Below are 21,495 nucleotides of genomic sequence, written 5' to 3'. Positions count from 1 at the left end.
TAGATACCTGCAAAATTAATTGGCTAGTTCATTGGGTAAGGTCGCTTTGTGTTCATTTCTACGATAACTTATAACGGTCAGTAGGAATGGCACAATAATTGCGACGAGCATCGCAATAAGATAAATCATCCAGAACTGAGGCTTGATAGAAAGAATTCCCGGAATTCCCCCAACACCGATGCCATTGGCAGTCACATGATTGAGTCCGCAAATCAGCCCAGCCAGAGCCGCGCCAATCATCGCGCAGAACATTGGGTAACGGTATTTAAGGTTAATACCATACATGGCGGGTTCGGTTACACCCAGATAGGCTGAAATTGCTGCGGGAATAGAAACCTCGCGTTCCTTTTGTTTCTTACTGGCCCAGATAATTCCGGCAACCGCAGAACCTTGAGCAATATTAGACAGCGCAATAATAGGCCAGATTGGAGTACCTCCGGTGCTTTGGATCATTTGCAGGTCGATTGCCAGCGTTGTTTGATGTACACCGGTGATCACCAGCGGAGCGTAGAAGAAACCAAACAAGGCGGCACCGATGGGAGCAAAGCTACCTGTCATTAATCCTTTGACCGCCCAAGCAACGCCATCCCCGATAGCACGTCCGGCAGGGCCAATCAGGGCATGGGCAAGGAAGACAGCCAGTAGCAGAGAAGCCACAGGAACAATAACAAGATAGAGGTAGTCTGGTATCCATTTTTTCAGCCGCGTTTCAATCCATCCCAACGTTAGACCGGCTAATAAGGAAGGTATGACCTGTGCCTGATAACCGACTTTAGAAATGGTGAACCAGCCGAAATTCCAAACTTCGGGTGCTTGTTGCCCCAGCAGATAAGCATTCATCAATTGCGGAGAAACCAGCGTAATTCCGAGAATAATCCCCAGAATTGGCGTTCCGCCCATCTTTTTGACCGCAGACCAACAGATACCTACAGGAAGGTAGAAGAATATTGCTTCACCGATGAGCCAGAGAAAATCATAGATACTGTGCCAAACAGGATAGAGTTGAGCGAGCGATTTCCCCTCACTAAATGGGATATCCCCGATCATATTACGAAAACCGAGAATTAAACCGCCACTGATCAGGGCAGGCAGTAATGGGAAAAAGATCTCAGCAAAATGTGAAATTGCATTTTCATACCATTTCATATTTTGACGAGCAGCTTGTTTAACTTCTTCTTTATTAACGGATTGTTTCCCTGTGGTCTCAAGCAGGGCTTTATAATAGACATCCACATTCGTTCCAATCACCACCTGAAATTGCCCGGCATTGGTGAAACACCCCTTAACCATCGGTAATTCCTCAATGGCTTTGGCATCGGCATTTTCTGGTGTATTAAGAACGAATCTGAGGCGGGTAATACAATGACTGACGGAAGCAATATTCTCTCTTCCACCAATCAAGGTGATAAGATTATCAATATCCTTTTTATTTATTTGTTTTTTTTTCATGCCTTTTCTCCTTTGTATGGCAGGAGTTATAAAAACGGAATCGTTCTATTAACAGTGCGATTAACAGAATGATTACTCTCTTGATGAGATAATGAATAGACTGAAATAATAGCAGGTTAATCCTAGACAGATCTTAGTATTTTGAATACGAAAAGATGCTTTGTTTGAGTTTTAGATCACATTTTATACCATCGATTTGAAATTAAAGGTTTTTATATTTGTAACATTTATTATTGTAGGATTTTTAATTTCATTTGTAATTAATAGATGTGGGTTATGGATTCATTCCATCGTATGGTAATATGTCGTATGGTAATATAAAGAAAGGTTTGCATTCTACTGAGTCACAACCACGATAAATAATTCTATCGTTATTTATAAAAGTAATTACCCCACCGCCATTGATATAAAAATCCCATATTCTACCATTTAACTTGGCTTTTCCTGTTATATCACATGGAGTTTGAGAGAAAGCATGATATGGGGTGTATTCATACCTACGACTTATTTTAAAAATGTCATGTATATTTTGTTTATTTAAATTCCATTTTTTGCATTCATCTATTATTGTTTTGTCATTACCTTCATGCTTTAGTAAATTGAGTGCTCTGCCATAATTAAAAGCCTTATCCGTATTGAGAATTATGGGAACTTCATCCTCACAGACACCTTTCAATGCTTTCCCTAAAACAGATAAGCCCATTTACAGGCGATCTTCACACAAGTTAAGTTTCGTTTATCTGGCAGGAATGGTGATATTTAGAATGTCGCCAGTACCAGCGTAACTGTTTTTCCATTTCAGGGGCATAACCAACGTACTGCCCAGAGAATAATCACATCTTGAAAATGGCGCAAATCCCCATGTAGTAGAGAACCATTCTATGTCTATGATATACGCCCAACCGCTAATTTTTATAGCGTGGTTTTATCATTACAATCTTTTTATGCTCGTTTCAAATCTAAAAATAAAATAATTATTTATGGTTTATTGACTCTGTCATTTTTGATGAGGTAATCACCATGTTAATATTCTTTGATATCGCTCTTGAATAACATTGCCCTTGAATAAAATAGCGTCCGGTTAGCACTGTTATCACCGGACGCAGAAAATAATTAGTGCGTTACAAGATTGATAAATATTTGCGCTCCAACCAGCAAGCAGTCATCGTCAATAAAATAAGGGTTAGCATGCAGGTAGTTATCGATCCCTTTAGCTTTATTGCCACTACCGAGGAAGAACATTGCGCCAACGCGATCTTTAGTCGCATTAATCATATAGCTGAAATCTTCGCTGCCAGTCATGGGATGGCTATTTGAGTTGATATGCCCGGCTGGCAGGAATTTGGCTGCGGCTTCCAGAATACGCAGGTGTGCATATGGGTGGTTTTCCACTGCGGGATAACTATTATAGGTGATGGTTGTTCTGAAGCCTCCTGCTTCGCTGTGTGCAATAATTTCCTGAAAGCTGTTTTTCAGAATTTGATCAGTTTCTTTATCCATTGCACGTATAGTTCCCCGAGCCTGAACGTGATCGGCTACAGCATTGGGGATAGTTCCACCTTTGATCATGCCACAGCAGAATACTGCGGGACTGAAAGGATCGGTTTTCTTGGCGATGATGTAGTCCATGTAATCAAGGATACGGCTGGCTTCACGAATTGCATCCAATCCTTTCTGGGGGGTGGAACCGTGAGCGGAAACACCATATACATCCAGCGTCCATGTTGAACCCCATGATGACATCACTCCGGTATTGAAACTGATATGTCCGGTATCTTGTGCGCCATTATTATGCAGGGCGTACACTTCACTAACTCCTTCCATGCAGTCCAGTTCAACCATTTTATCCGCTCCCGGAATAGACATGTCTTCTTCAGCCATTTGGAAGATAAAACGCACGTTGGTATTCATTTCATGCCGATGCCGTGACAAATAATTAGCGGCAGTCAAGGCGATGGTCATATGGGTATCATGACCACAGTTATGGGCACACTCGTCATGAATAGAGCTATATTCATTGTTAGTCATATCGGGCATGGCAAGGGCATCCATATCAGCACGGAATGCAATCAGGGGTTTTGTGGGATCAATGATTAAATCAGCAATAAATCCGGTATAACCTTCATAGGATGTGATGGCATAACCAAAACCGCTTATTAAGTCACGGCAATATTGGGATGTTTTAAATTCCTGACCGGATAATTCAGGGATTTTATGTAAATCCTGACGTGTCTTTTTGCTGAAGGCGTTTAATTCAAACAGTTTCTCACTGATATTATATTGATTCTTATTCACTAGATTACCCCTTTTATGCTGAATCCAATTTGAGCAATGATAGAAGCACCGAAGAAACAACAGGTGGAAACGACCATGAAAATGACGATAACTTTCCAAGACATCTTTTTCAGTTCTTCCAACTGCCTGCCGACAGATAAACCAGCAAAAGCCAGTAGCGGGACACAGCAGGATAAAAACGAGACTTTACCAATGGTGTGGAGAAAAAATGTTCTTATTGCTGTGTCTGGCAGGCAAATTAAAATACCGATAATTGTGGCATAAACGAATGCTGGTAGTGATGAAGGAAAATAGTGTTTTGCCACAAGAGAGAGAAACACAACGAGGGACATTGCAACAAAGCTATCCCACATATGATGAATGATGATCCCTGATGTTAGCGTCTGAGTAAACATAGCGAGTATGACTGCCACGAAAACCAGTTTCATATCGATAATGATATTTCTCATATGGTTTCCTCTTTGTTGAGGATTTTGTAAATCTTTTCTGAAAGAGGCAGGCCAAGGTAGGTCAGAGATAGCGCCCCCAGAGCGGACGATAACAGATTAGAGGCAGCGGCGACACTCAATACCTCTTGTGCCATTGGATGCAGCCCAGTCAGAGGTGCAAGACTGCCGAGGACACTGAACCACACCGTACCGATAACTGAACCACATAAGTAAATTGCCAGTACGCCGAGATATTCCGGTGAGCCTGTCCCGAATTTTCCTTGAATCACTGTAATCGATAGCTCACAACCTTGTTTTTGATTTGAAATTATTGATCGAGTTGTTTCTCAACTAATTGAATAAAAAGAAAATTAAACAATACGTATCTCTACGATAGCGTGCGTAATCCACACACATATGACAAGGCAATATGTGTAGAACTTTGCTCCATCTGAATGATTGCAAAGAGATGAGCAAGGCACAGGCAGGGAAGTTGAGCTGTATGGATACCCTGAGTTTATGGTTATTGCGTTAATTTAATATCCATAATGGTTTCAAATGCGCCACTGTACAAATATCGTTGTTTATTGGGTATTACATGGATAGCCTGACTGACAGGAAAAACAGGAATGCCAGATCCTAAAAATACTGGAATAGTGGTAATAAACAGTTGTTGCAATTCGCCTGCATCGGCAAAGCTGGCAGCGGTTTTACCTCCCCCAATGACCCAAACATCTTTTCCTTTGGCTGCGTTTCTTGCCTTGGCAGCGATATTTTTAGGATTGTCTTGGGTGACAATGGCATTAATGTCAGCAGAAAGCGTTAAGTTTCTTGAGGAGAGGACGAAGGAAGGAATATCTTGATACGGCCATTCACCTGCGGCGTTTTTCATAATCCACTCATAGGTTCCAGCACCCATAATTGTGGCACCGATATTTTGATAAAATTCATCATAAGGAGTGGCATCATCGCCCGGCGGGCAATCATATAACCAATCTAATTCATGGTCTTTGGTAGCAATGTAACCATCCATTGTGGCGGCAACATAATAGATGAGCTTTGACATGTTTTTTTCCTCATTATGGATTTTATTATGTATTAATCAAAAATAGTATGTGTCTCATTTGATAATAATCTGATTTACCCAAAAATTTTTTCCTATTATAAAATAGTTACCCTTCAAGAACAGATCGTAAATAAACCAAAGGAAGATAATTATGTCCAGATTTATTATCATGCGGAATAACAGAGCATTACTTAATAAAACAGTATTTTATCTTACCAAAGGCAATACGCTGACATTAAAGATTGATGGTTTAAATCTCAATACGAGAAAACACCTTAAATTTCAGTCAAATAATACGCTTGTATCTATTTTTCAACGTGATAACCCTCTGTTTAGGGAACAAACCTTGCAAATAACAGCACTGAATATGGGAATAAGTATCGTCAGGGCGGTAGATACTGATCTAGGTTACTGTGCTCATTTTGCCGCAAGCGTCGCTGAGGATTGTTTTCCGCCGTTAACGATTAATATCTTGTCTAAAATAGAAATACCAAGGGATTTAACTGAGGAGCAGAAAGCGATATTGATGGTGTTGTTGGCGGAAACTAAGAATCCTACGACAATGGGGGCAAACTATGATGAAAAAAAAGCAAAAGATGCCATGCAGTATATGCATGATGTTTTATTAAACAGGGTACGTTCCCCTAAAGCACATGAACTTGATGTGCCTAAACATGGAAATAAACTGATTGGACTCATTTCTGGGCCACGGACAATAGAAGGTTTTAGTCAGTATCCTAATATTAAATCTGATATACAAAAAAGAATTAATGATATGGTAGTGATTGCGAATGATGGTACTCATGCAGATTTTCTGGTTTATCGGCAATTACTTAAAAATGCTATCGATATAGCAAAAAGTAATAAAATCTTAAATAAAGAAGTTATTGCATGGAGAACAGAGGCGTCTAAATCTCCAGGGCCAAATTTTACCAAACTATTCTCGTTGCAAGGACAAGAATTTTATAAATTATCAGATGATTACCTTAAATAAGAGATTGTATATGAAATATTTCATTGGTTTTATCATAATTTTATTCTCTGTTACTGCTTTTTCAAAGCAAGAGGAACTGGACTTTAAGGCTTGGGAAGAGGCAGGAGGATGGGGGATATATAATGATAAACCAGATAGTCATTTTAATCCGCTAACAGTAAAGAAATATAAAGAAAATTATTTACCTGCATTTAGCTATGTTATTAACGCCTTTAATAAACAAAATGTGAGTAATGATTTTTGCCTGATGGGTTATAAGTTTAATAAAAAAAATGATCATAATGAATTTGAGCGAGTTGTTATTTATTGGAAAACGAATAATCGTTTGATTAATTGGGAAATCCCAGATGGAGACTATGATGAGTTGTATAGGTCAATTATATTTAGTAAGCCATTTATTGATATAAGTGATTCTGTTGTTCCTTATAAAGAAGCTGAAGGAGCACAAGCCTTATGGGCTAAAGAAGGGGTCATTCAACTTATCGAAGATTGTGAATTGCATGGGCAGAAAATCACGATAAAGCCTTCTGAGGTGATTAACTTTTAATAATGGCAAAATCTGCCTGAAGTTTGCAGGCAGCTTGGTACAAGTCATTGAGTGTCGGTGGCTTATTTTGCCTCTTTATTGCTCTTTCCACCACTGATACAGCGCTTCAATATCCGATGATGTTATCAGCTTCATTGCTGCCTTAAGTTGTTCCAGTGGCCAGTTCCACCACTGCATTTCCAGCAGTAAGGCAATGTGTTCATCAGAAAAGCGTTTACGGATCACTTTTGCCGGATTACCGCCAATAATGGTGTAAGGCTCGACATCTTTGGTTACCAAAGCGCGAGTACCGATGACTGCGCCATCACCAATTTTTATGCCTGGCATAATGATCGCTTCCGCACCAATCCAGACGTCATTGCCGATAACAGTATCTCTCATAGGTTGATAGCCATTCTGTGCATTAGCAAAAGCAGGTTCTTCCGACATATAGAAAAATGGAAAGGATGAAACCCAGTCTAAGCGATGTCCCTGATTACCTGCCATCATAAAGGCGACACCTGTACCGATGGAGCAGAAGCTGCCGACGATAAGCTTATCGACATTGGTTAAATCAGGTGATAAGTAACGGGCGCATTCGTCAAATGAATGACCATGATAGTAACCGGAATAGTAACTGAAACGGCCAACCTGAATATTGGGATTGGTGACTTGTTCTACTAATGTTTTGCCCTTAAAAGGGCTGTCGAAGTAATTTTTCATAGGGTATTTGTTATTATGAATGATGGTTGATTTTTATGGTTAATATATTGATTAATAACAATTATTTTATTGACGGGTTCTGCTGGTGGTGCAATTTCCCGCAATGGTTCTTTACAGCTTACAGCGTATAATACGTTTCTGATAGTTACGAAGACTGACTCATTTCCATTCCAGTTTTGTCAGATAATTCATGTCAATTCAATATATGACGACGGATCTTCACAATTAAGCCCCCGTTTCACTGTGTAAGCCACCAAAACGTCGGTAGTATGCGGCGGAGGGCTGGGGCAATCGTCCAATAGTTGTTTCGCAACGTTCACTGACGTAGCGTGTCGCTGCAAGATCAATGTGCTGATAAATATTTATACACAAGTTACGGGCAAGCATCCCTTCCCATTGTGTAGGCAGTAGCGCGTCCGGCAACATTGGATCACGCAGTACTATGCGGCGGTAAAAGTGAATCAGCAGCAGGCGCAATTGGAAACAGCGTTCTGGTGTCAGGTCGGCTTCATGGCAATCCCGCAGCAGGGCCATTAACGGGCGGAAGGAAACGATAAATTTGTGATAGTGCTCTGATATCTGTTCCAGTGACCAATTGATAGAGACCAGTTCTTTCAGGCTCTGCTCCGAACGCGGGTAAGGATAATCAGCGCGGAAGTAGATGACGGAATCGCTGGCGTTCAGTTCCCCCAGCAGGGCGGGGATATCTCTTTGGACACTGCTTGGTGCGGCCATCAGGGTCGTGTTGAGTTGCGCGAATCCAAGCCAGTCCAGCTCTTTTTTCAGGCGATTACGCTTATTTTTGGTGACGCTTTCGAGTAGCAGTAGATCCCATTTGCCATCCCATTCCGGTTGCTCACTGAGATAAATTTTGCTCTCTGCATGGCGAAACTGATTCATACCTCGTTCAGCGATGCGGTAATAACTGCGTCGTCCCAGCTTTTCTACCGCAAGCCACCCTTCTTTTTGCAGCCTGAATACGGATGTTCTCACAAAACGGTCACTGAACCCCATCGGTTCCAGCAAGAGACTCAAGCTGCCAAGCCAGACTTCACCGCCACGGTGACTGAGCGCATCCCCATATAAGGAGATGATCAGCGATGTTCCGCTGATAGGCTGTGCATTGAGGGCGTGCTGGATAAAATCGTCGAGTTTGTGTGCCATATTTTCTGTAATCTACTCAAAAGTGTGTCATGACATTAGCATAACTATAAGGCCACCGCTGTTTCACATTATTTAACTTACGGTGGCAAAAGGTTATTCGCGTGGCCGGTTGTCAATGACCCGCACTGCCTTGCCTTCGGAGCGCGGAATGGCTCCACAGTTGACGATGCTGACATCAGTATTGAGTCCTACCATCGATTTTATGTGATGGCGCAACTGATGACAGAGGTTGCAACTTTGTTCATGGTTTAGCAGGTTTGGCTCTTTCAGTTCAACTTTGACTGACAGGCAGTCATGGTTGCCCTTGCGATGTATTTCCAATTGATAGTGAGGAGAGAGTTCCTTAAAGCGGATAATCTGTTCTTCTACTTGTGATGGGAACACGTTGATGCCACGAATAATCAGCATGTCATCGGAACGTCCGGTGATCCTGTCCATACGACGCATATTACGTGCCGTACCGGGTAATAAACGTGTCAGATCGCGGGTACGGTAACGGATCACGGGCATGGCTTCTTTGGTCAGGGTCGTGAGGATGAGTTCTCCGGTTTCACCATCGGCCAGATTATTCAGATTGTCAGGATTAATCACTTCAGGGTAGAAATGATCCTCCCAAATGGTGGAGCCATCAGCATATTCCAATGATTCCATCGCAACGCCCGGCCCCATCACTTCGGACAAGCCGTAGATATCCAATGCCTTGATGCCCATGCGTGTTTCAATCTCCGCACGCAAAGCGGTCGTCCAAGGTTCTGCGCCAAAGATTCCAATACGCAAGGAGCATGTGCTGGCATCCCCACCCATTTGATGTTCCAATTCATCCAGTAAAGTCAGGCAATAAGAAGGTGTCATCATGATAATGTCAGGCTTGAAATCCATAATCAGTTGCGCCTGTTTTTCGGTATTGCCGCCAGACACCGGAATGACCGCTGCTCCCAGCCGCTCGGCACCATAGTGCGCTCCCAGACCGCCCGTGAACAGGCCATAACCGTAGGCGATGTGGACTTTGTCTTTGGCGCTCGCTCCTGCAAATCGCAGGCTGCGGGCGACCAGTTCTGACCAAATGTCGATGTCCCGCCGGGTATAACCCACCACGGTTGGGCGTCCCGTTGTGCCGGATGAAGCATGAATACGCACTATTTGCTCCATCGGGACGGCGAAGGTGCCAAAAGGATAGTGTTCCCGCAGATCTTGTTTGGTGGTGTAAGGAAATTTGGTGATGTCATCGAGTAGCTTGAAATCACTCGGATGGACACCTGCCGCATCAAATTTGTGGCGGTACATGGGAACGTTATTGTAGGCGTGATTGAGAGTCCATTTTATCTGTTTAAATTGCCACGCCTGAATTTCATCAAGTGAAGCAAACTCAATGGAATCCAGAGGTTGTTCAGGAGATTTTTTTAGATTTTGTACGCTGTTGCTCATAGTTGCCTGTCCTTTTGTTGGCTTGTTTGTAACAGGTTGTGTTCATCGTTATGTGCAGGTGCTGGTTAAATCAGGTAATCGCGTATCAATTGCTGCTAAGAAAATCGGTACTGAAAAAAGCGTTGCTATATAAAATAAAGCGTTTCTGTATAAATCGTTATTATATAAAACGTTGCTATGAAATACGTTCAATAACCATGGCGATGCCCTGCCCCACGCCAATGCACATGGTGCACAAGGCATAACGACCGGCACGTCGCTCCAGCTCAAGGGTGGCTGTTAGTGCAAGGCGAGCTCCGCTCATGCCAAGAGGGTGCCCCAGTGCAATTGCTCCTCCATTCGGATTTACGTGTTCTGCATCATCCGGTAATCCCAGTTGGCGCATCACTGCCAATGACTGGGCGGCGAAAGCCTCGTTCAGCTCAATGACATCCATTTGGTTTAGGTTTAAGCCTGTCAGTGCCAGTACTTTGCGGGTTGCAGGCAATGGCCCGATCCCCATGATGCGAGGTTCAACGCCACATGTTGCTGTTGCGACGATACGTGCCCGTGGTGTCAGCCCTTGGTGTAATGCTGCTGTTTCTGAAGCGATGATCAGCGCCGCTGCGCCATCGTTGACGCCGGAAGCGTTACCTGCGGTAATTGTGCCGCCAGTACGAAATGGAGTTTTGAGCCGTTGTAACTGTTCGAATGTTGTTTCTGGTCGGGGATGTTCATCCTGTGAAACAACGGTTACTACGCCTTTTTTATTGATTGGGGGCAGAGTGACAGGGAGGATTTCTTCGGCCAGTACACCGCGTTGTTGCGCGTTGGCGGCACGTTGCTGACTGCGCAGGGCGAAGGCATCTTGGTCATCACGGCTGATTTGAAACTGTGCTGCAACATTTTCTGCCGTTTCTGGCATGGAGTCTGTGCCGAACTGTTGTTGCATCAAGGGGTTGATAAAACGCCAGCCGAGTGTGGTATCAAAGATCTCGGCTTGTCGGCTGAATGCACTGTCTGCTTTGCCCATCACAAAAGGGGCACGGGTCATGGATTCAACCCCACCGGCCAAAATCAGTTGGGCGTCATCAGATTTAATGCTGCGTGCGGCGAAGGCCAGTGCATCCAGACCGGAGCCACACAATCGATTAACCGTTGTACCAGAGATTGTCTCTGGCAATCCCGCCAGCAATACGGCCATGCGTGCGACATTGCGGTTGTCTTCTCCTGCCTGATTGGCGCAGCCGAGGATGACATCATCAATTTGTCCCCAATCCAGTGCCGGATAACGAGCCATTAATGCCCGCAGTGGCAGGGCGGCCAGATCGTCAGCCCGCAGGCTGGATAGCGTACCGCCATAACGTCCTATGGGGGTTCGGATTCCATCACAGATAAATGCGTGAGTCATGATTGCTCTCTCTAATCCAAAATAGGCTGGTAATCCAAAATAGACTGGCTGATACGATGGGAATGACCACGGAAAAGCGCCACGACTTTGCCGTTCTGGTTGATAATTTCCACGTCGTACAGGCCGGTTTTTTTGCCTTGATGCCGAACAGAAGCGGTGGCGGTAAGTTGATCACCGACCAAGACCGGACAGATGAAGTCAATATTGCCGCCGGAAGCGACGGCTGCCAATCCTTCACTGTTGCAGGCGTAGGCGAAAGCGGTATCCGCCAGACTGAACAGAATGCCACCGTGACAACTTTGATGGCCGTTGAGCATGTTGGGCATGATCTTCATGCTGAGCCGGGCGAATCCGACATCAATATGTTCAATGTGCATACCCATTGTTTGGGCACAGGCATCCTGAGCATACATAGTTTCAACGTGGTGGCGAGCCAATTGACTTGCGGCATTATCTTGCATGGGCACCCCCTTTCTTGTGATTTCCGACCGGCGGGAGGGATAGCTGGGCATGCCCAGCCGCTAGCTGACGCAGCAGGGGAGCAGGGCGGTAACGGGGTTCCCCATAGAATTTCTGCAAGTTTTCCAGCGTACTGAGAATATGTTTCCAACCCAATTGATTACCCCATGCCAGCGGGCCGATAGGATAATTCACACCGTGGCACATCGCCAGATCGATATCTTCAGCACTGGCGATCCCTTTGTTGATGACATCCAGTGCTTCGTTGCACAGCATGGCGACGGTACGCATCGTTAGCAAGGCAGGGTAATCCGGCAGGTGAATCACTTGCTTGCCGAGAGATTGCAGAAAGCCGATCACTTTTGCTGTTTGTTGCGGCGTATTCTGGCAGGCAGCACTGAGTGTAATGATGGAAGCCGATTGGTGATTGGCAGAAAGGTCAAATTGCATCACAGGTGCTCTGACTTCGTCAGCAATCTGGGCGCAGGTTCTCCCCTTGGTCAGTGCCAAGAGTACGTCATCAATTTGTAAGGTCGGGGAGTGGAATCGGTCATTTTTGCTTTCTTCGAAGATGATTCCGTATTGCTGCAATTCTGGTTTCTGTAGCAGGGCAACAAAATGAGGCAATCCGGCCCAATTTCCCGTTGCTTTGATCCGCAGCGGTTGTTTTTGGGTTCTGCTCTGTTTCGGTTCTATTTTGGGTTGTGGCTGAGTATCTTTTCTCTTTACGTCATAAACGTAGAACCCGCGACCACGTTTGCGTCCGAGATGATCGGCATCCACCAGCTCTTTCTGTTGCAATGAAGGCTGGAAGCGGGGATCGTTGTGGAAAGCATGGAACAGGGATTCAGTCACGGCGTAGTTAACGTCGTGGCCGATTAAATCCATCAGTTGTAATGGCCCCATCGCGAAGCCACCAGACTCTTTGAGAATTGCATCCAGCGTGGCGGGAGCTGCAATTTGCTCTTCCAGTGCACGCAAGGCTTCTGCATAGAATGGACGGGCGATGCGATTGACGATAAACCCCGGTGTAGAACGGCAAATCACAGGCTGTTTTTTCCAGCCAGTCACGAGGGTTTTTAGCGTTGCTACAGTTCGGGGGGACGTTTCCAGGCCCTGTATGATTTCTACCAGCCTCATCAGGGGAGCCGGGTTGAAAAAATGTAGTCCAGCCATGCGCTGTGGCATAGACAGGACACGGGCAATGGCGGTAATCGATAATGATGAGGTGTTGCTGGTAAACAGGGTTTGGTTTGAACAAATGGATTCCAGTTGTTGGAAGAGATTCTGTTTAGCTTCCAATTGCTCGACAATGGCCTCAATCACCAGCCCACACGATGCCAGGGCATGTAATGAATTGACCTGAGTGATGCGCTGTAACAGGGCTTCTGTTGTGCCGGCTTCTGCTTTGCCTGCTTCCACACGTTGATACAGGCGGGTGCGTAGATTATCCAGTGCCTGACTGGCTGCTTCACCATTGACATCAAACAGCAGGACGGAATGTCCTGCTTGAGCCGCGACCTGAGCAATGCCGATCCCCATTGTTCCCGCCCCAATGACGGCGATGGGACCGTGGAGCAGAGGCGTGGTCATGATTATTTCCCCCTGAACGTTGGCTGGCGTTTTTCCATGAATGCACTGATACCCTCACGGAAATCTTCACTGTGTCCGCAACGACGTTGTAAATCACGTTCGAGATCAAGATGTTGATCCAGCGTATTGGATACTGCGGCATAAGTCGCTTGCTTGATGCAGCCAAGTGCTACGGTGGGTTGGGTGGCAAGGTGTCTGGCGAGTTCCTGTGTTTTATCTTCCAACTCTTCGGGTTCGACGACTTGCCAGATCATGCCCCAAGCCAGTGCTTGCTCAGCGCTGATTTTTTCTCCCAATAATGCCATTCCCATGGCTCGTGCTTGTCCAATTTTATGGGGCAGGAACCAGCTACCACCAGAATCGGGTGTCAGGCCAATGCGACAGAAAACCTGAATGAAGCTGGCCGTACGGGATGCGATGACAATGTCACAGGCCAGGGCGAGGGAGACACCGGCACCCGCAGCCACACCGTTGACGGCGCAGATAATGGGTTTGGGCAGGGAAGTCATGCGTCGAATGAGAGGATTATAGTAGTGTTCAACAGATTGGCCGAGATCGGGGGTATCACCATGAGAGATGATGGAATTGCGATCACTTAAATCTTGCCCGGAACAGAAGCCGCGCCCGGTGCCTGTGAGCAGGACACAGCGCACAGATTCATCCTGTTCAGCCATATCCATGGCCTTACTTAATTGTTGGTGCAGTTCTTCGTTAAAGCTATTGAGAGATTCTGGACGGTTGAGAGTAATACTCAGGACACCTGCATTGATATCAGTGAGTACTATTGGCATGTTTTCCATCTATCAATATCCTTTGAAAATTGGTTGGCGTTTTTCCAGAAAGGCAGTGATGCCTTCCTGCCGATCGGTTGTTCCCGCCAAAGCAACAAAGTGTTGGCGTTCGGCGAGCAACCCTTGTGACAAACTTGTTTCTTGTGCGACTTTGAGAGCGGCTTTGGCTGCCCGCAGTGCCAGAGGGGAAAACTCACTGATGCGTTGTGCGATCTGTTCGGCACGTTCTAACGTCAGGGCATCAGTGCAAACCTCGCTGACCAGCCCCGCTTCCTGGGCTTGATGGGAACCGATAGCTTCTCCGGTTAGTACCATCTGGTAAGCAAGCGCTTTGCCAACACTGCGGATGAGGCGTTGTGTTCCCCCCGCTCCCGGTATCAGCCCCAAGGTAATTTCTGGCAGACCAAAACGGGCGTTTTCTCCACAAATCACTAAATCACAAGCCAATGCCAGTTCGCAGCCAGCCCCAAGTGCGTAGCCATTTACGGCAGCGATCAGAGGCTTGCTGATATGGTGTAAACGTTGCCAGAGTTGCGGGCGGAGATCAGTGATGGCTGTAGCAACGCTTTGTTTTTGTAGTTCTTTCAGGTCTGCCCCGGCAGCAAAACAGCGCATTGATCCCGTAATAACAATCGCTCCTGTCTCGTTATCTGCATCTGCCAGTTCCAATTGCTGCACAAGTTGTTCGAGGCAGTCATTGCTGAGAGCGTTGCGTACTTCTGGTCGGTTTAGGGTCAATGTGCGCACTCTTTGCTGCTGGTGGCATAAAATCCATTCCTGCTTCATGGCGGCTCCTCGCTATCTATTTAGATATCACTGCTAGACGTCAAAATCGACAACCACGCCATCGCCTTTTGGCCATGACTGGCAACTTAAGATATAACCGGCAGCCAATTGATCGGGTTCGAGGCTGTAATTCACCCTCATGTCCACTTCGCCGGATTTAAGTTGGCATTTACAGGTAGCACATACCCCTCCTTTGCAGGCGTAGGGCAAATCTGCACCCTGACGCAATGCGGCATCAAGGATGCTGTCATCTTCGGCGTTCATGGCAATGTTGAGGGTGCGGCCATCCAAATGGATCTCAACGCGGGTTTCACTGCGCTCTGCGAGATTAGCAGGGCGGGAACCCGCCGCGGCGTGAGTGCGTCCGGTATTGAAACGTTCACTATGGATGCGCTCAGCAGGCATTCCCGCCTGCTCCAGCGCAGAATGGGCATCATCCAACATGGTTTCAGGACCACAGAGAAAAGCATGGTCAAACTGAGCAAAATTAAGCAGAGTTTTGCCGATGCGATGCAGGTGTTCAGTATCAATGCGTCCATTAAACAGTGGGCTATCGGTGGTTTCCTGACTGAACAGGTACAACACCTGAAAACGGGTCAGGTAGCGATTTTTGAGATCGGCCAATGCCTCTTTGAACATGACGGAGCGGCTGGTGCGATTGCCATAGATCAGGGTGAAGGTGCTATTCGGTTCCAGTGCCAGCGTACTTTTGATGATCGATAGAATGGGAGTGATACCCGAACCGGCGGCGATGGCCAAATAATGTCCCTGTTGGTCTGTATTGGGGCGATGGCCAAAACTGCCTTGTGGCTGCATGACTTCCAGCTTATCCCCGACTTTTAATTGCTGGTTGATGAAGGTCGAAAAACGGCCTTGATAGATGGCTTTGACGCCAATTTGTAACACGCCATCCAGCGGTGAGCTACAGATGGAGTAGCAGCGGCGTAGTTCTTCGTTATTCACTTTCGCCTTGAGTGTCAGATGCTGGCCGGGGTGATAGCAGAAATGTTTTTTCAGCTCATCGGGAATATGCAGGGTAAGGATGACGGAATCTGGTGTTTCCCGTTCGATGGCGGCAATGCTTAAGTGGTGAAAACTATAGCGGTGAAAGCTATGACTGTGAAAGCTATGACTGTGAAAACCATGACTGTGAAAGCTATGACTGTGAAAACCATGACTGTGAAAACCATGGCTGTGAAAATCATGTGAGTGTGCTTGATGACGAGCTTGATGAACAGTAGACATCTTCTACTCCCTCGGTAAATCTCTCGTTAAATGCATTTGAAATAATCAAACGGTTCCAAACAATCTCGACAGCGATAAAGCGCTTTACAGGCAGTGGAACCGAATTCGCTGATTTTTTCTGTTTCATGACTGCCGCAGCACGGGCAGGTGATGGGTTCCATGTCCGCTGTTTTTTCACAAGCCAATCCCTGAGGTGGCGCAATACCGGATTCTCGCAAGCGTTGTCTGGCATCGGCCTTTATCCAGTCGGTTGTCCACGCAGGGGCCAGACTCACTTCGATATACACCGGAGAAAAGCCGGCTTGTGCCAGTGTTTCCTGAATGGTTTCGATGAGGTATTCCGTTGCGGGACAGCCGGAATAGGTCGGGGTAAATGTCACCCGCCAGCCGTTTTGTAACGGAGTGACAGCCCGTATCATGCCAAGATCGGTAATGGAGAGCGCAGGCAGTTCTGGATCGGCAATTTGGTGCAGACATTGCCAGATTTGGTGAATTTCCGGCGGCTGAATCTCTGAATGAAAGTGTATATTGCATTGCTGTTCCATGATTTCCTCCCGTTGCTATCCATTTTTACTACCAGTTGCAGTCGGGATAGGTGTGTTGCAGGTACTGCATTTCTGCCAATATGTATCCCAAATGTTCTGTATGCAGTCCTTGCTTTCCACCTTGTCGATAAGGTGACTCCTGTGGCATTTCTAACGTGGCTTCGGCGAATGTTTCCTTGATGATTTGCAGCCACGGTTCATGCAGGGTATTGGGATCAACGGCAATACCTTCTTCTGCCAGTTGCTGCTCTATTTCGTCGCAATGGAATAATTCGCCGGTAAAGCGCCACAGTTGGTTGATGGACTGCTGGATTTTCTCATGGCTCAGTTCTGTTCCATCCCCCAATCTAATCATCCAGCCCCGGCTGAATCGCAGGTGATATTCCACTTCTTTTAATGACTTGGCACTGATGGCTGCCAATTGGGGGTCACGGCTTTGTCCCAGAACCTGATGCAGCAGGACGTGATAGGTATCGATAAAAAACTGGCGCACCAATGTGTCGTTGTAGCCGCCATTGGGTTGTTCCACCAGCAGCAAATTGAAGAATTCTCGCTCATCGCGCCCAAATGCCAAATGATCTTCATTCAACCCGTTTTCTGAAAGGGTGGCTGCATAACTGAGGAAATGGCGTGCTTGTCCCAGTAGATCGAGACCAATATTGGACAGGGCGAGGTCTATTTCCAGCTCTGGCGCGTGTCCACACCACTCGCACAGGCGTTGTGCCAGAATCAGTGGGGTATCTCCCTGACGAAGCACGTATTTGAGTAGAGCATGGTTGAGTGGAGCATGGTTGAGTAGAACATGCTTGGGTGATGAGACGCTGTGTATATTCATCTTCCCATCTCCTACATATTTTTGATGCCATCAGGAATGGCGTAGAAAGTCGGATGGCGGTAAATTTTGTCCTCTGAAGGTTCGAAAAAAGCACCGCGTTCTTCCGGTTGTGAAGCCACCAGATGGATGGATTGCACGACCCAGATGGAGCAGCCTTCATTGCGCCGGGTGTAGGCATCGCGAGCGTTCTCCAGTGCCATTTGATCATCTGCCGCGTGGAGGCTGCCAACATGGCGGTGCGCTAATCCCTGTTTACTGCGGACGAAGACTTCATACAGTGGCCAATCGGTATCGTTCATTAGATTCACTCCCTTTGATACTGTTCAGATAAAGTGAGCAATTAAGCGGCACGATTTTTAGCGGCTATTTTCTTGGCGTGAACAGAAGCTGCTTCACGTACCCAACTCCCGTTTTCCCAAGCCCGGCGTTTGGCTTCCAGACGTTCGTGATTGCAGATCCCCTGTCCTTTCAGCACTTGATAGAATTCGTCCCAGTTGATTTCACCAAAGTGGTAATGCCCTGTTGCTTCATCCCAAGCCAGATCAGGATCGGGCGCTGTCATGCCCAGGGCTTCCAACTGGGGCACAGTGTTGTCGATGAATTTCTGCCGTAGTTCATCATTGCTGAATCGCTTGATTTTCCATGCCATGCTCTGGGCGCTGTTGGGGGAATCACTGTCATTGGGGCCAAACATCATCAATGTCGGCCACCAAAAACGATTAATGGCATCTTGTAACATGGCGCGTTGATCTTCGCTGCCTTTCGCCAGTGCCATGACCGACTCATAACCTTGTCGCTGGTGGAAACTTTCTTCCTTGCAGATTTTCACCATCGCGCGGGCGTAAGGGCCATAAGAAGCGCGACACAAGGCCACCTGATTGACAATTGCCGCGCCATCCACCAGCCAGCCAATCACACCAACATCTGCCCAACTGAGGGTGGGATAGTTAAATATCGAAGAATATTTCATCTTGCCATCCAACAGCTTTTGGTAGATGTCCTGACGGGAACAGCCCAGTGTTTCGGCGGCGCTATAGAGATACAGTCCGTGCCCTGCCTCATCTTGGACTTTCGCCAGCAATACGGCCTTGCGACGCAGTGTCGGGGCGCGGGTGATCCAATTGGCTTCCGGTAACATGCCGACGACTTCTGAATGTGCGTGTTGACCGATCTGGCGTATCAGATTTTGGCGATAGGCTTCAGGCATCCAGTCTTTGGCCTCAATCGAAAGGTCTGCTGCTATTTTTGCCTCAAAGCTTTTTGCCTCAAAGCTCGCCTGAAGTGGATCAGTTGTCATATGCGACTCCGTTATGATTCTTATTTTTTGATATGAAACATAAAAGCGAATCACTTTTGTAACTACAAATCTACAAACCAGTAACAAAAATATCAAACATAAAATTTGTGTATTTGTTGTCCGCATCACAATATTGATTTTTATTTCTTATAAAACAAAAGATTAATTATTTTTATTGGGTAGCGGCAAGAATATTAACAAGTGATTCAGTGCAAATGTTTTTATTTTGTTAATTTCATGAGTGGTTTTATCAATCATGTATGTGATACATAAATAGCATTCTGTTACTTAATGATTGTTTCATTAATTAAATCGGTGGAGAAAAAAATGCAACATTTAATGAGTTACATTTGTGGTGCTTGGGTTTATGGGCAAGGCAACACCAGAACCATCCATCATGCAGTAAGCGGTGAAGCTTTGTATCAGGTGTCTTCGGAAGGTTTGCCGTTAACAGAAAGTTTAGAGTATGCCCGTGAAAAAGGGGGAAAGGCCTTGGCTGCGATGACGTTCCAGCAACGTGCGCAGATGATGAAAGCGGTTGCAAAACACCTGCTTGCCAACAAAGAAGCACTGTATGCCATTTCCACCGAAACAGGTGCAACCCGTGCAGATGGTTGGGTGGATATTGAGGGAGGAGTGGCGACACTTTTCTCTTATGCCGGATTGGCCGGGCGTGAATTGCCGGATGATATCCTGTGGCCGGAAGATGAGATGATCCCGTTGTCTAAACAGTCTCAGTTTGTGGCTCGTCATGTACTGACTTCCCGTCCCGGTGTTGCTCTGCATATCAATGCGTTTAACTTTCCTTGTTGGGGAATGCTGGAAAAATTGGCTCCAACGTGGATGGCAGGTATGCCGGCGATTATCAAACCTGCTACGGCATCCGCCCAATTGACACAGGCGATGGTGAAAATGATCATCGACAGCGGTTTGGTGCCGGAAGGAGCATTGCAATTGATTTGCGGTGGCGTTGGTGATCTGTTTGATCATCTCGATTATCAGGATGCCGTGACTTTCACCGGCTCGGCACAAACGGGGCAGAAATTGCGTGCTCATCCCCGACTGATAGAAAAATCCATTCCCTTTACGATGGAAGCCGATTCCCTTAACTGCTGTATTTTAGGTGAGGATGTTACGCCTGATATGCCGGAATTTGGGGTATTCATCAAGGAAGTTGTCCGCGAAATGACGGTAAAGGCTGGTCAGAAATGTACGGCTATCCGACGCGTTATTGTGCCTGCCAGTCAGATGGAAACAGTCAAACAAGCACTGCTCAAACGGCTGTCTGGTGTGACAGTTGGTGATCCCATGTTGCCGGAAGTGCGTATGGGAGCGTTAATTAATCTGGAGCAGCGGGATGAAGTGCAGGCGAGAGTCAACGAATTGCGCAATAGCGGTTGCGAGGTTTTGTGTGGCGGTTCATTGGATAAATTAGTGCTGACAGGTAATAGCAACAGTAATGGGGCATTCTACCCACCGACGTTGCTCTATTGTGCTGATCCAATGACAAATCAGGTAGCGCACAGCACGGAGGCTTTTGGGCCGGTTTCTACGTTAATGGCGTATCAGGATACCGAGCAGGCGATAGCATTGGCGCTGATGGGGCAAGGTAGTTTGGTGGGTTCATTGGTGACGGCAGATGAGCAAATTGCTGTACAGGTGATCCGTGCGACAGCGTGTGCACATGGGCGTATGTTGGTGTTGGATGAAGTGGCTTCTGCGGAATCCACGGGACACGGTTCTCCGTTGCCCATGCTGGTACATGGTGGACCGGGGCGTGCTGGTGGTGGAGAAGAGTTGGGCGGTTTACGTGCCGTGAAACATTATATGCAGCGCACAGCGATTCAAGGCAGCCCAAGTATGCTGGCAGCGATTGGTCGTGAGTGGGTTCGTGGTGCGAAAGTGAAGGAAGAGCCGATACATCCATTCCGCAAGTATTTTGAACAGCTTGAAATTGGTGAAAGTTTACTAACCGCTCGCCGGACAGTGACGGAAGCGGATATCGTGAATTTCGCTTGCCTGAGTGGCGATCACTTTTATGCCCACATGGATAAAATTGGTGCGGCTGAGTCTTTGTTTGGTGAGCGTGTGGCACACGGTTATTTTGTCGTATCGGCTGCTGCGGGCTTGTTCGTTGATGGTGCGGTGGGACCCGTGCTTGCCAACTATGGTATGGAAAATCTGCGTTTCATTGAGCCAGTCAAAATCGGCGATACCATTCAGGTTCGTTTGACCTGCAAGAAGAAGATCAAGAAAGTCCAGAAAACCCCAGAAGATAAGCCACATGGTGTCGTGATGTGGGATGTGCAGGTATTGAATCAGGAGCAACAGCCTGTGGCGCTTTATGGCATTCTGACACTGGTTGAGCGGCAGTTGGGGGATTTTTTGGCATCTGTGTAGGAAGACTTGAAGATAAGAACGCAGGAAATCATTTAATCTGATTTGTTAAACCAAGGGAATGGAAGAGCCTGAGGGGCTTCGTCC

21 protein-coding genes and 1 pseudogene are annotated in these 21,495 nt (G+C 46.5%); 3 read left to right on the top strand and 19 right to left on the bottom strand.

Going from position 1 to position 21,495, the window contains the following annotated elements; genetic code table 11:
• Nucleotides 1–15 precede the first annotated feature (15 nt).
• From treB to PSI14_RS16570, 6 genes and pseudogenes are all read right to left on the bottom strand, one after another.
• A complete protein-coding gene (gene treB / locus PSI14_RS16595) occupies nt 16–1,449 on the bottom strand; it encodes a PTS trehalose transporter subunit IIBC (protein WP_273576946.1) in 1,434 nt (477 codons plus the stop codon).
• A gap of 580 nt (nt 1,450–2,029) precedes the next feature.
• A pseudogene (locus PSI14_RS16590) lies at nt 2,030–2,304 on the bottom strand (transposase domain-containing protein); the annotation flags it as partial.
• Nucleotides 2,305–2,562: 258 nt separating this feature from the next.
• Nucleotides 2,563–3,744: a M20 metallopeptidase family protein gene (locus PSI14_RS16585; protein ID WP_273576945.1), complete on the bottom strand. Its 1,182-nt coding sequence runs from the start codon at nt 3,742–3,744 to the stop codon at nt 2,563–2,565.
• Complete coding sequence (locus PSI14_RS16580; RefSeq protein WP_273576944.1) at nt 3,744–4,193, bottom strand: hypothetical protein; 450 nt, start codon at nt 4,191–4,193, stop codon at nt 3,744–3,746. Before PSI14_RS16580 ends, PSI14_RS16585 begins: the two co-directional genes overlap by 1 nt.
• A complete protein-coding gene (locus tag PSI14_RS16575) occupies nt 4,190–4,468 on the bottom strand; it encodes a DUF3100 domain-containing protein (RefSeq protein WP_273576954.1) in 279 nt (92 codons plus the stop codon). The genes PSI14_RS16580 and PSI14_RS16575 overlap by 4 nt, the downstream gene beginning before the upstream one ends.
• A gap of 227 nt (nt 4,469–4,695) precedes the next feature.
• The gene (locus PSI14_RS16570) at nt 4,696–5,238 is read right to left on the bottom strand and encodes a dihydrofolate reductase family protein (protein WP_273576943.1); all 543 of its coding nucleotides are present in this window, start codon (nt 5,236–5,238) and stop codon (nt 4,696–4,698) included.
• Between the two features lie 151 nt (nt 5,239–5,389).
• Here PSI14_RS16570 and PSI14_RS16565 point away from each other — a divergent pair, with 151 nt between their 5' ends.
• Together PSI14_RS16565 and PSI14_RS16560 are read left to right on the top strand one after the other, a co-directional pair.
• Nucleotides 5,390–6,232, top strand: coding sequence for a hypothetical protein (locus tag PSI14_RS16565; protein WP_273576942.1), 843 nt, complete (start codon nt 5,390–5,392; stop codon nt 6,230–6,232).
• A gap of 10 nt (nt 6,233–6,242) precedes the next feature.
• On the top strand, nt 6,243–6,779 hold the full coding sequence (locus tag PSI14_RS16560) for a hypothetical protein (RefSeq protein WP_273576941.1): 537 nt from the start codon (nt 6,243–6,245) through the stop codon (nt 6,777–6,779).
• 75 nt (nt 6,780–6,854) lie between these two features.
• Here the strand turns inward: PSI14_RS16560 and catB are convergent, their stop codons facing one another.
• The 13 genes from catB to paaA form a co-directional block, all read right to left on the bottom strand.
• Nucleotides 6,855–7,481, bottom strand: a complete 627-nt coding sequence (catB, locus tag PSI14_RS16555) for a type B chloramphenicol O-acetyltransferase (RefSeq protein ID WP_273576940.1) — start codon at nt 7,479–7,481, stop codon at nt 6,855–6,857.
• Between the two features lie 225 nt (nt 7,482–7,706).
• Entirely contained in the window at nt 7,707–8,645 is a 939-nt protein-coding gene (gene paaX, locus PSI14_RS16550; RefSeq protein WP_273576939.1) for a phenylacetic acid degradation operon negative regulatory protein PaaX, read from the bottom strand.
• Nucleotides 8,646–8,738: 93 nt separating this feature from the next.
• Nucleotides 8,739–10,070 (bottom strand): phenylacetate--CoA ligase PaaK, encoded by a 1,332-nt coding sequence (gene paaK / locus PSI14_RS16545; RefSeq protein WP_273576938.1) that lies wholly within the window; start codon nt 10,068–10,070, stop codon nt 8,739–8,741.
• A 175-nt stretch (nt 10,071–10,245) separates the two neighbouring features.
• Nucleotides 10,246–11,460: a 3-oxoadipyl-CoA thiolase gene (gene pcaF / locus PSI14_RS16540; protein ID WP_273576937.1), complete on the bottom strand. Its 1,215-nt coding sequence runs from the start codon at nt 11,458–11,460 to the stop codon at nt 10,246–10,248.
• Between the two features lie 11 nt (nt 11,461–11,471).
• Nucleotides 11,472–11,921, bottom strand: a complete 450-nt coding sequence (gene paaI, locus PSI14_RS16535) for a hydroxyphenylacetyl-CoA thioesterase PaaI (RefSeq protein ID WP_273576936.1) — start codon at nt 11,919–11,921, stop codon at nt 11,472–11,474.
• Nucleotides 11,911–13,512 (bottom strand): 3-hydroxyacyl-CoA dehydrogenase, encoded by a 1,602-nt coding sequence (locus PSI14_RS16530; RefSeq protein ID WP_273576935.1) that lies wholly within the window; start codon nt 13,510–13,512, stop codon nt 11,911–11,913. Before PSI14_RS16530 ends, paaI begins: the two co-directional genes overlap by 11 nt.
• Before the next feature lie 2 nt (nt 13,513–13,514).
• Entirely contained in the window at nt 13,515–14,312 is a 798-nt protein-coding gene (paaG, locus tag PSI14_RS16525) for a 2-(1,2-epoxy-1,2-dihydrophenyl)acetyl-CoA isomerase PaaG (protein ID WP_273576934.1), read from the bottom strand.
• Nucleotides 14,313–14,315: 3 nt separating this feature from the next.
• Nucleotides 14,316–15,089, bottom strand: a complete 774-nt coding sequence (gene paaF / locus PSI14_RS16520) for a 2,3-dehydroadipyl-CoA hydratase PaaF (protein ID WP_273576933.1) — start codon at nt 15,087–15,089, stop codon at nt 14,316–14,318.
• Nucleotides 15,090–15,122: 33 nt separating this feature from the next.
• The gene (paaE, locus tag PSI14_RS16515) at nt 15,123–16,334 is read right to left on the bottom strand and encodes a 1,2-phenylacetyl-CoA epoxidase subunit PaaE (protein ID WP_273576932.1); all 1,212 of its coding nucleotides are present in this window, start codon (nt 16,332–16,334) and stop codon (nt 15,123–15,125) included.
• Nucleotides 16,335–16,360: 26 nt separating this feature from the next.
• Nucleotides 16,361–16,879, bottom strand: a complete 519-nt coding sequence (paaD, locus tag PSI14_RS16510) for a 1,2-phenylacetyl-CoA epoxidase subunit PaaD (RefSeq protein ID WP_273576930.1) — start codon at nt 16,877–16,879, stop codon at nt 16,361–16,363.
• Nucleotides 16,880–16,907: 28 nt separating this feature from the next.
• Nucleotides 16,908–17,714: a 1,2-phenylacetyl-CoA epoxidase subunit PaaC gene (gene paaC / locus PSI14_RS16505; RefSeq protein ID WP_273576929.1), complete on the bottom strand. Its 807-nt coding sequence runs from the start codon at nt 17,712–17,714 to the stop codon at nt 16,908–16,910.
• An 11-nt stretch (nt 17,715–17,725) separates the two neighbouring features.
• The gene (gene paaB, locus PSI14_RS16500; RefSeq protein ID WP_092519764.1) at nt 17,726–18,013 is read right to left on the bottom strand and encodes a 1,2-phenylacetyl-CoA epoxidase subunit PaaB; all 288 of its coding nucleotides are present in this window, start codon (nt 18,011–18,013) and stop codon (nt 17,726–17,728) included.
• Nucleotides 18,014–18,054: 41 nt separating this feature from the next.
• Nucleotides 18,055–19,011 carry a 1,2-phenylacetyl-CoA epoxidase subunit PaaA gene (gene paaA, locus PSI14_RS16495; protein ID WP_273576928.1) on the bottom strand — a complete coding sequence of 319 codons (957 nt, stop codon included), beginning with the start codon at nt 19,009–19,011 and terminating at the stop codon, nt 18,055–18,057.
• Nucleotides 19,012–19,338: 327 nt separating this feature from the next.
• Between paaA and paaZ the strand changes: the two genes are divergently transcribed.
• Entirely contained in the window at nt 19,339–21,411 is a 2,073-nt protein-coding gene (gene paaZ / locus PSI14_RS16490; protein WP_273576927.1) for a phenylacetic acid degradation bifunctional protein PaaZ, read from the top strand.
• The last annotated feature ends 84 nt before the right edge of the window (nt 21,412–21,495 follow it).

The organism is Xenorhabdus anantnagensis, from assembly GCF_028598555.1.
Lineage (GTDB): Bacteria > Pseudomonadota > Gammaproteobacteria > Enterobacterales > Enterobacteriaceae > Xenorhabdus > Xenorhabdus anantnagensis.
This window is presented reverse-complemented; position numbering and strand designations above follow the sequence as displayed.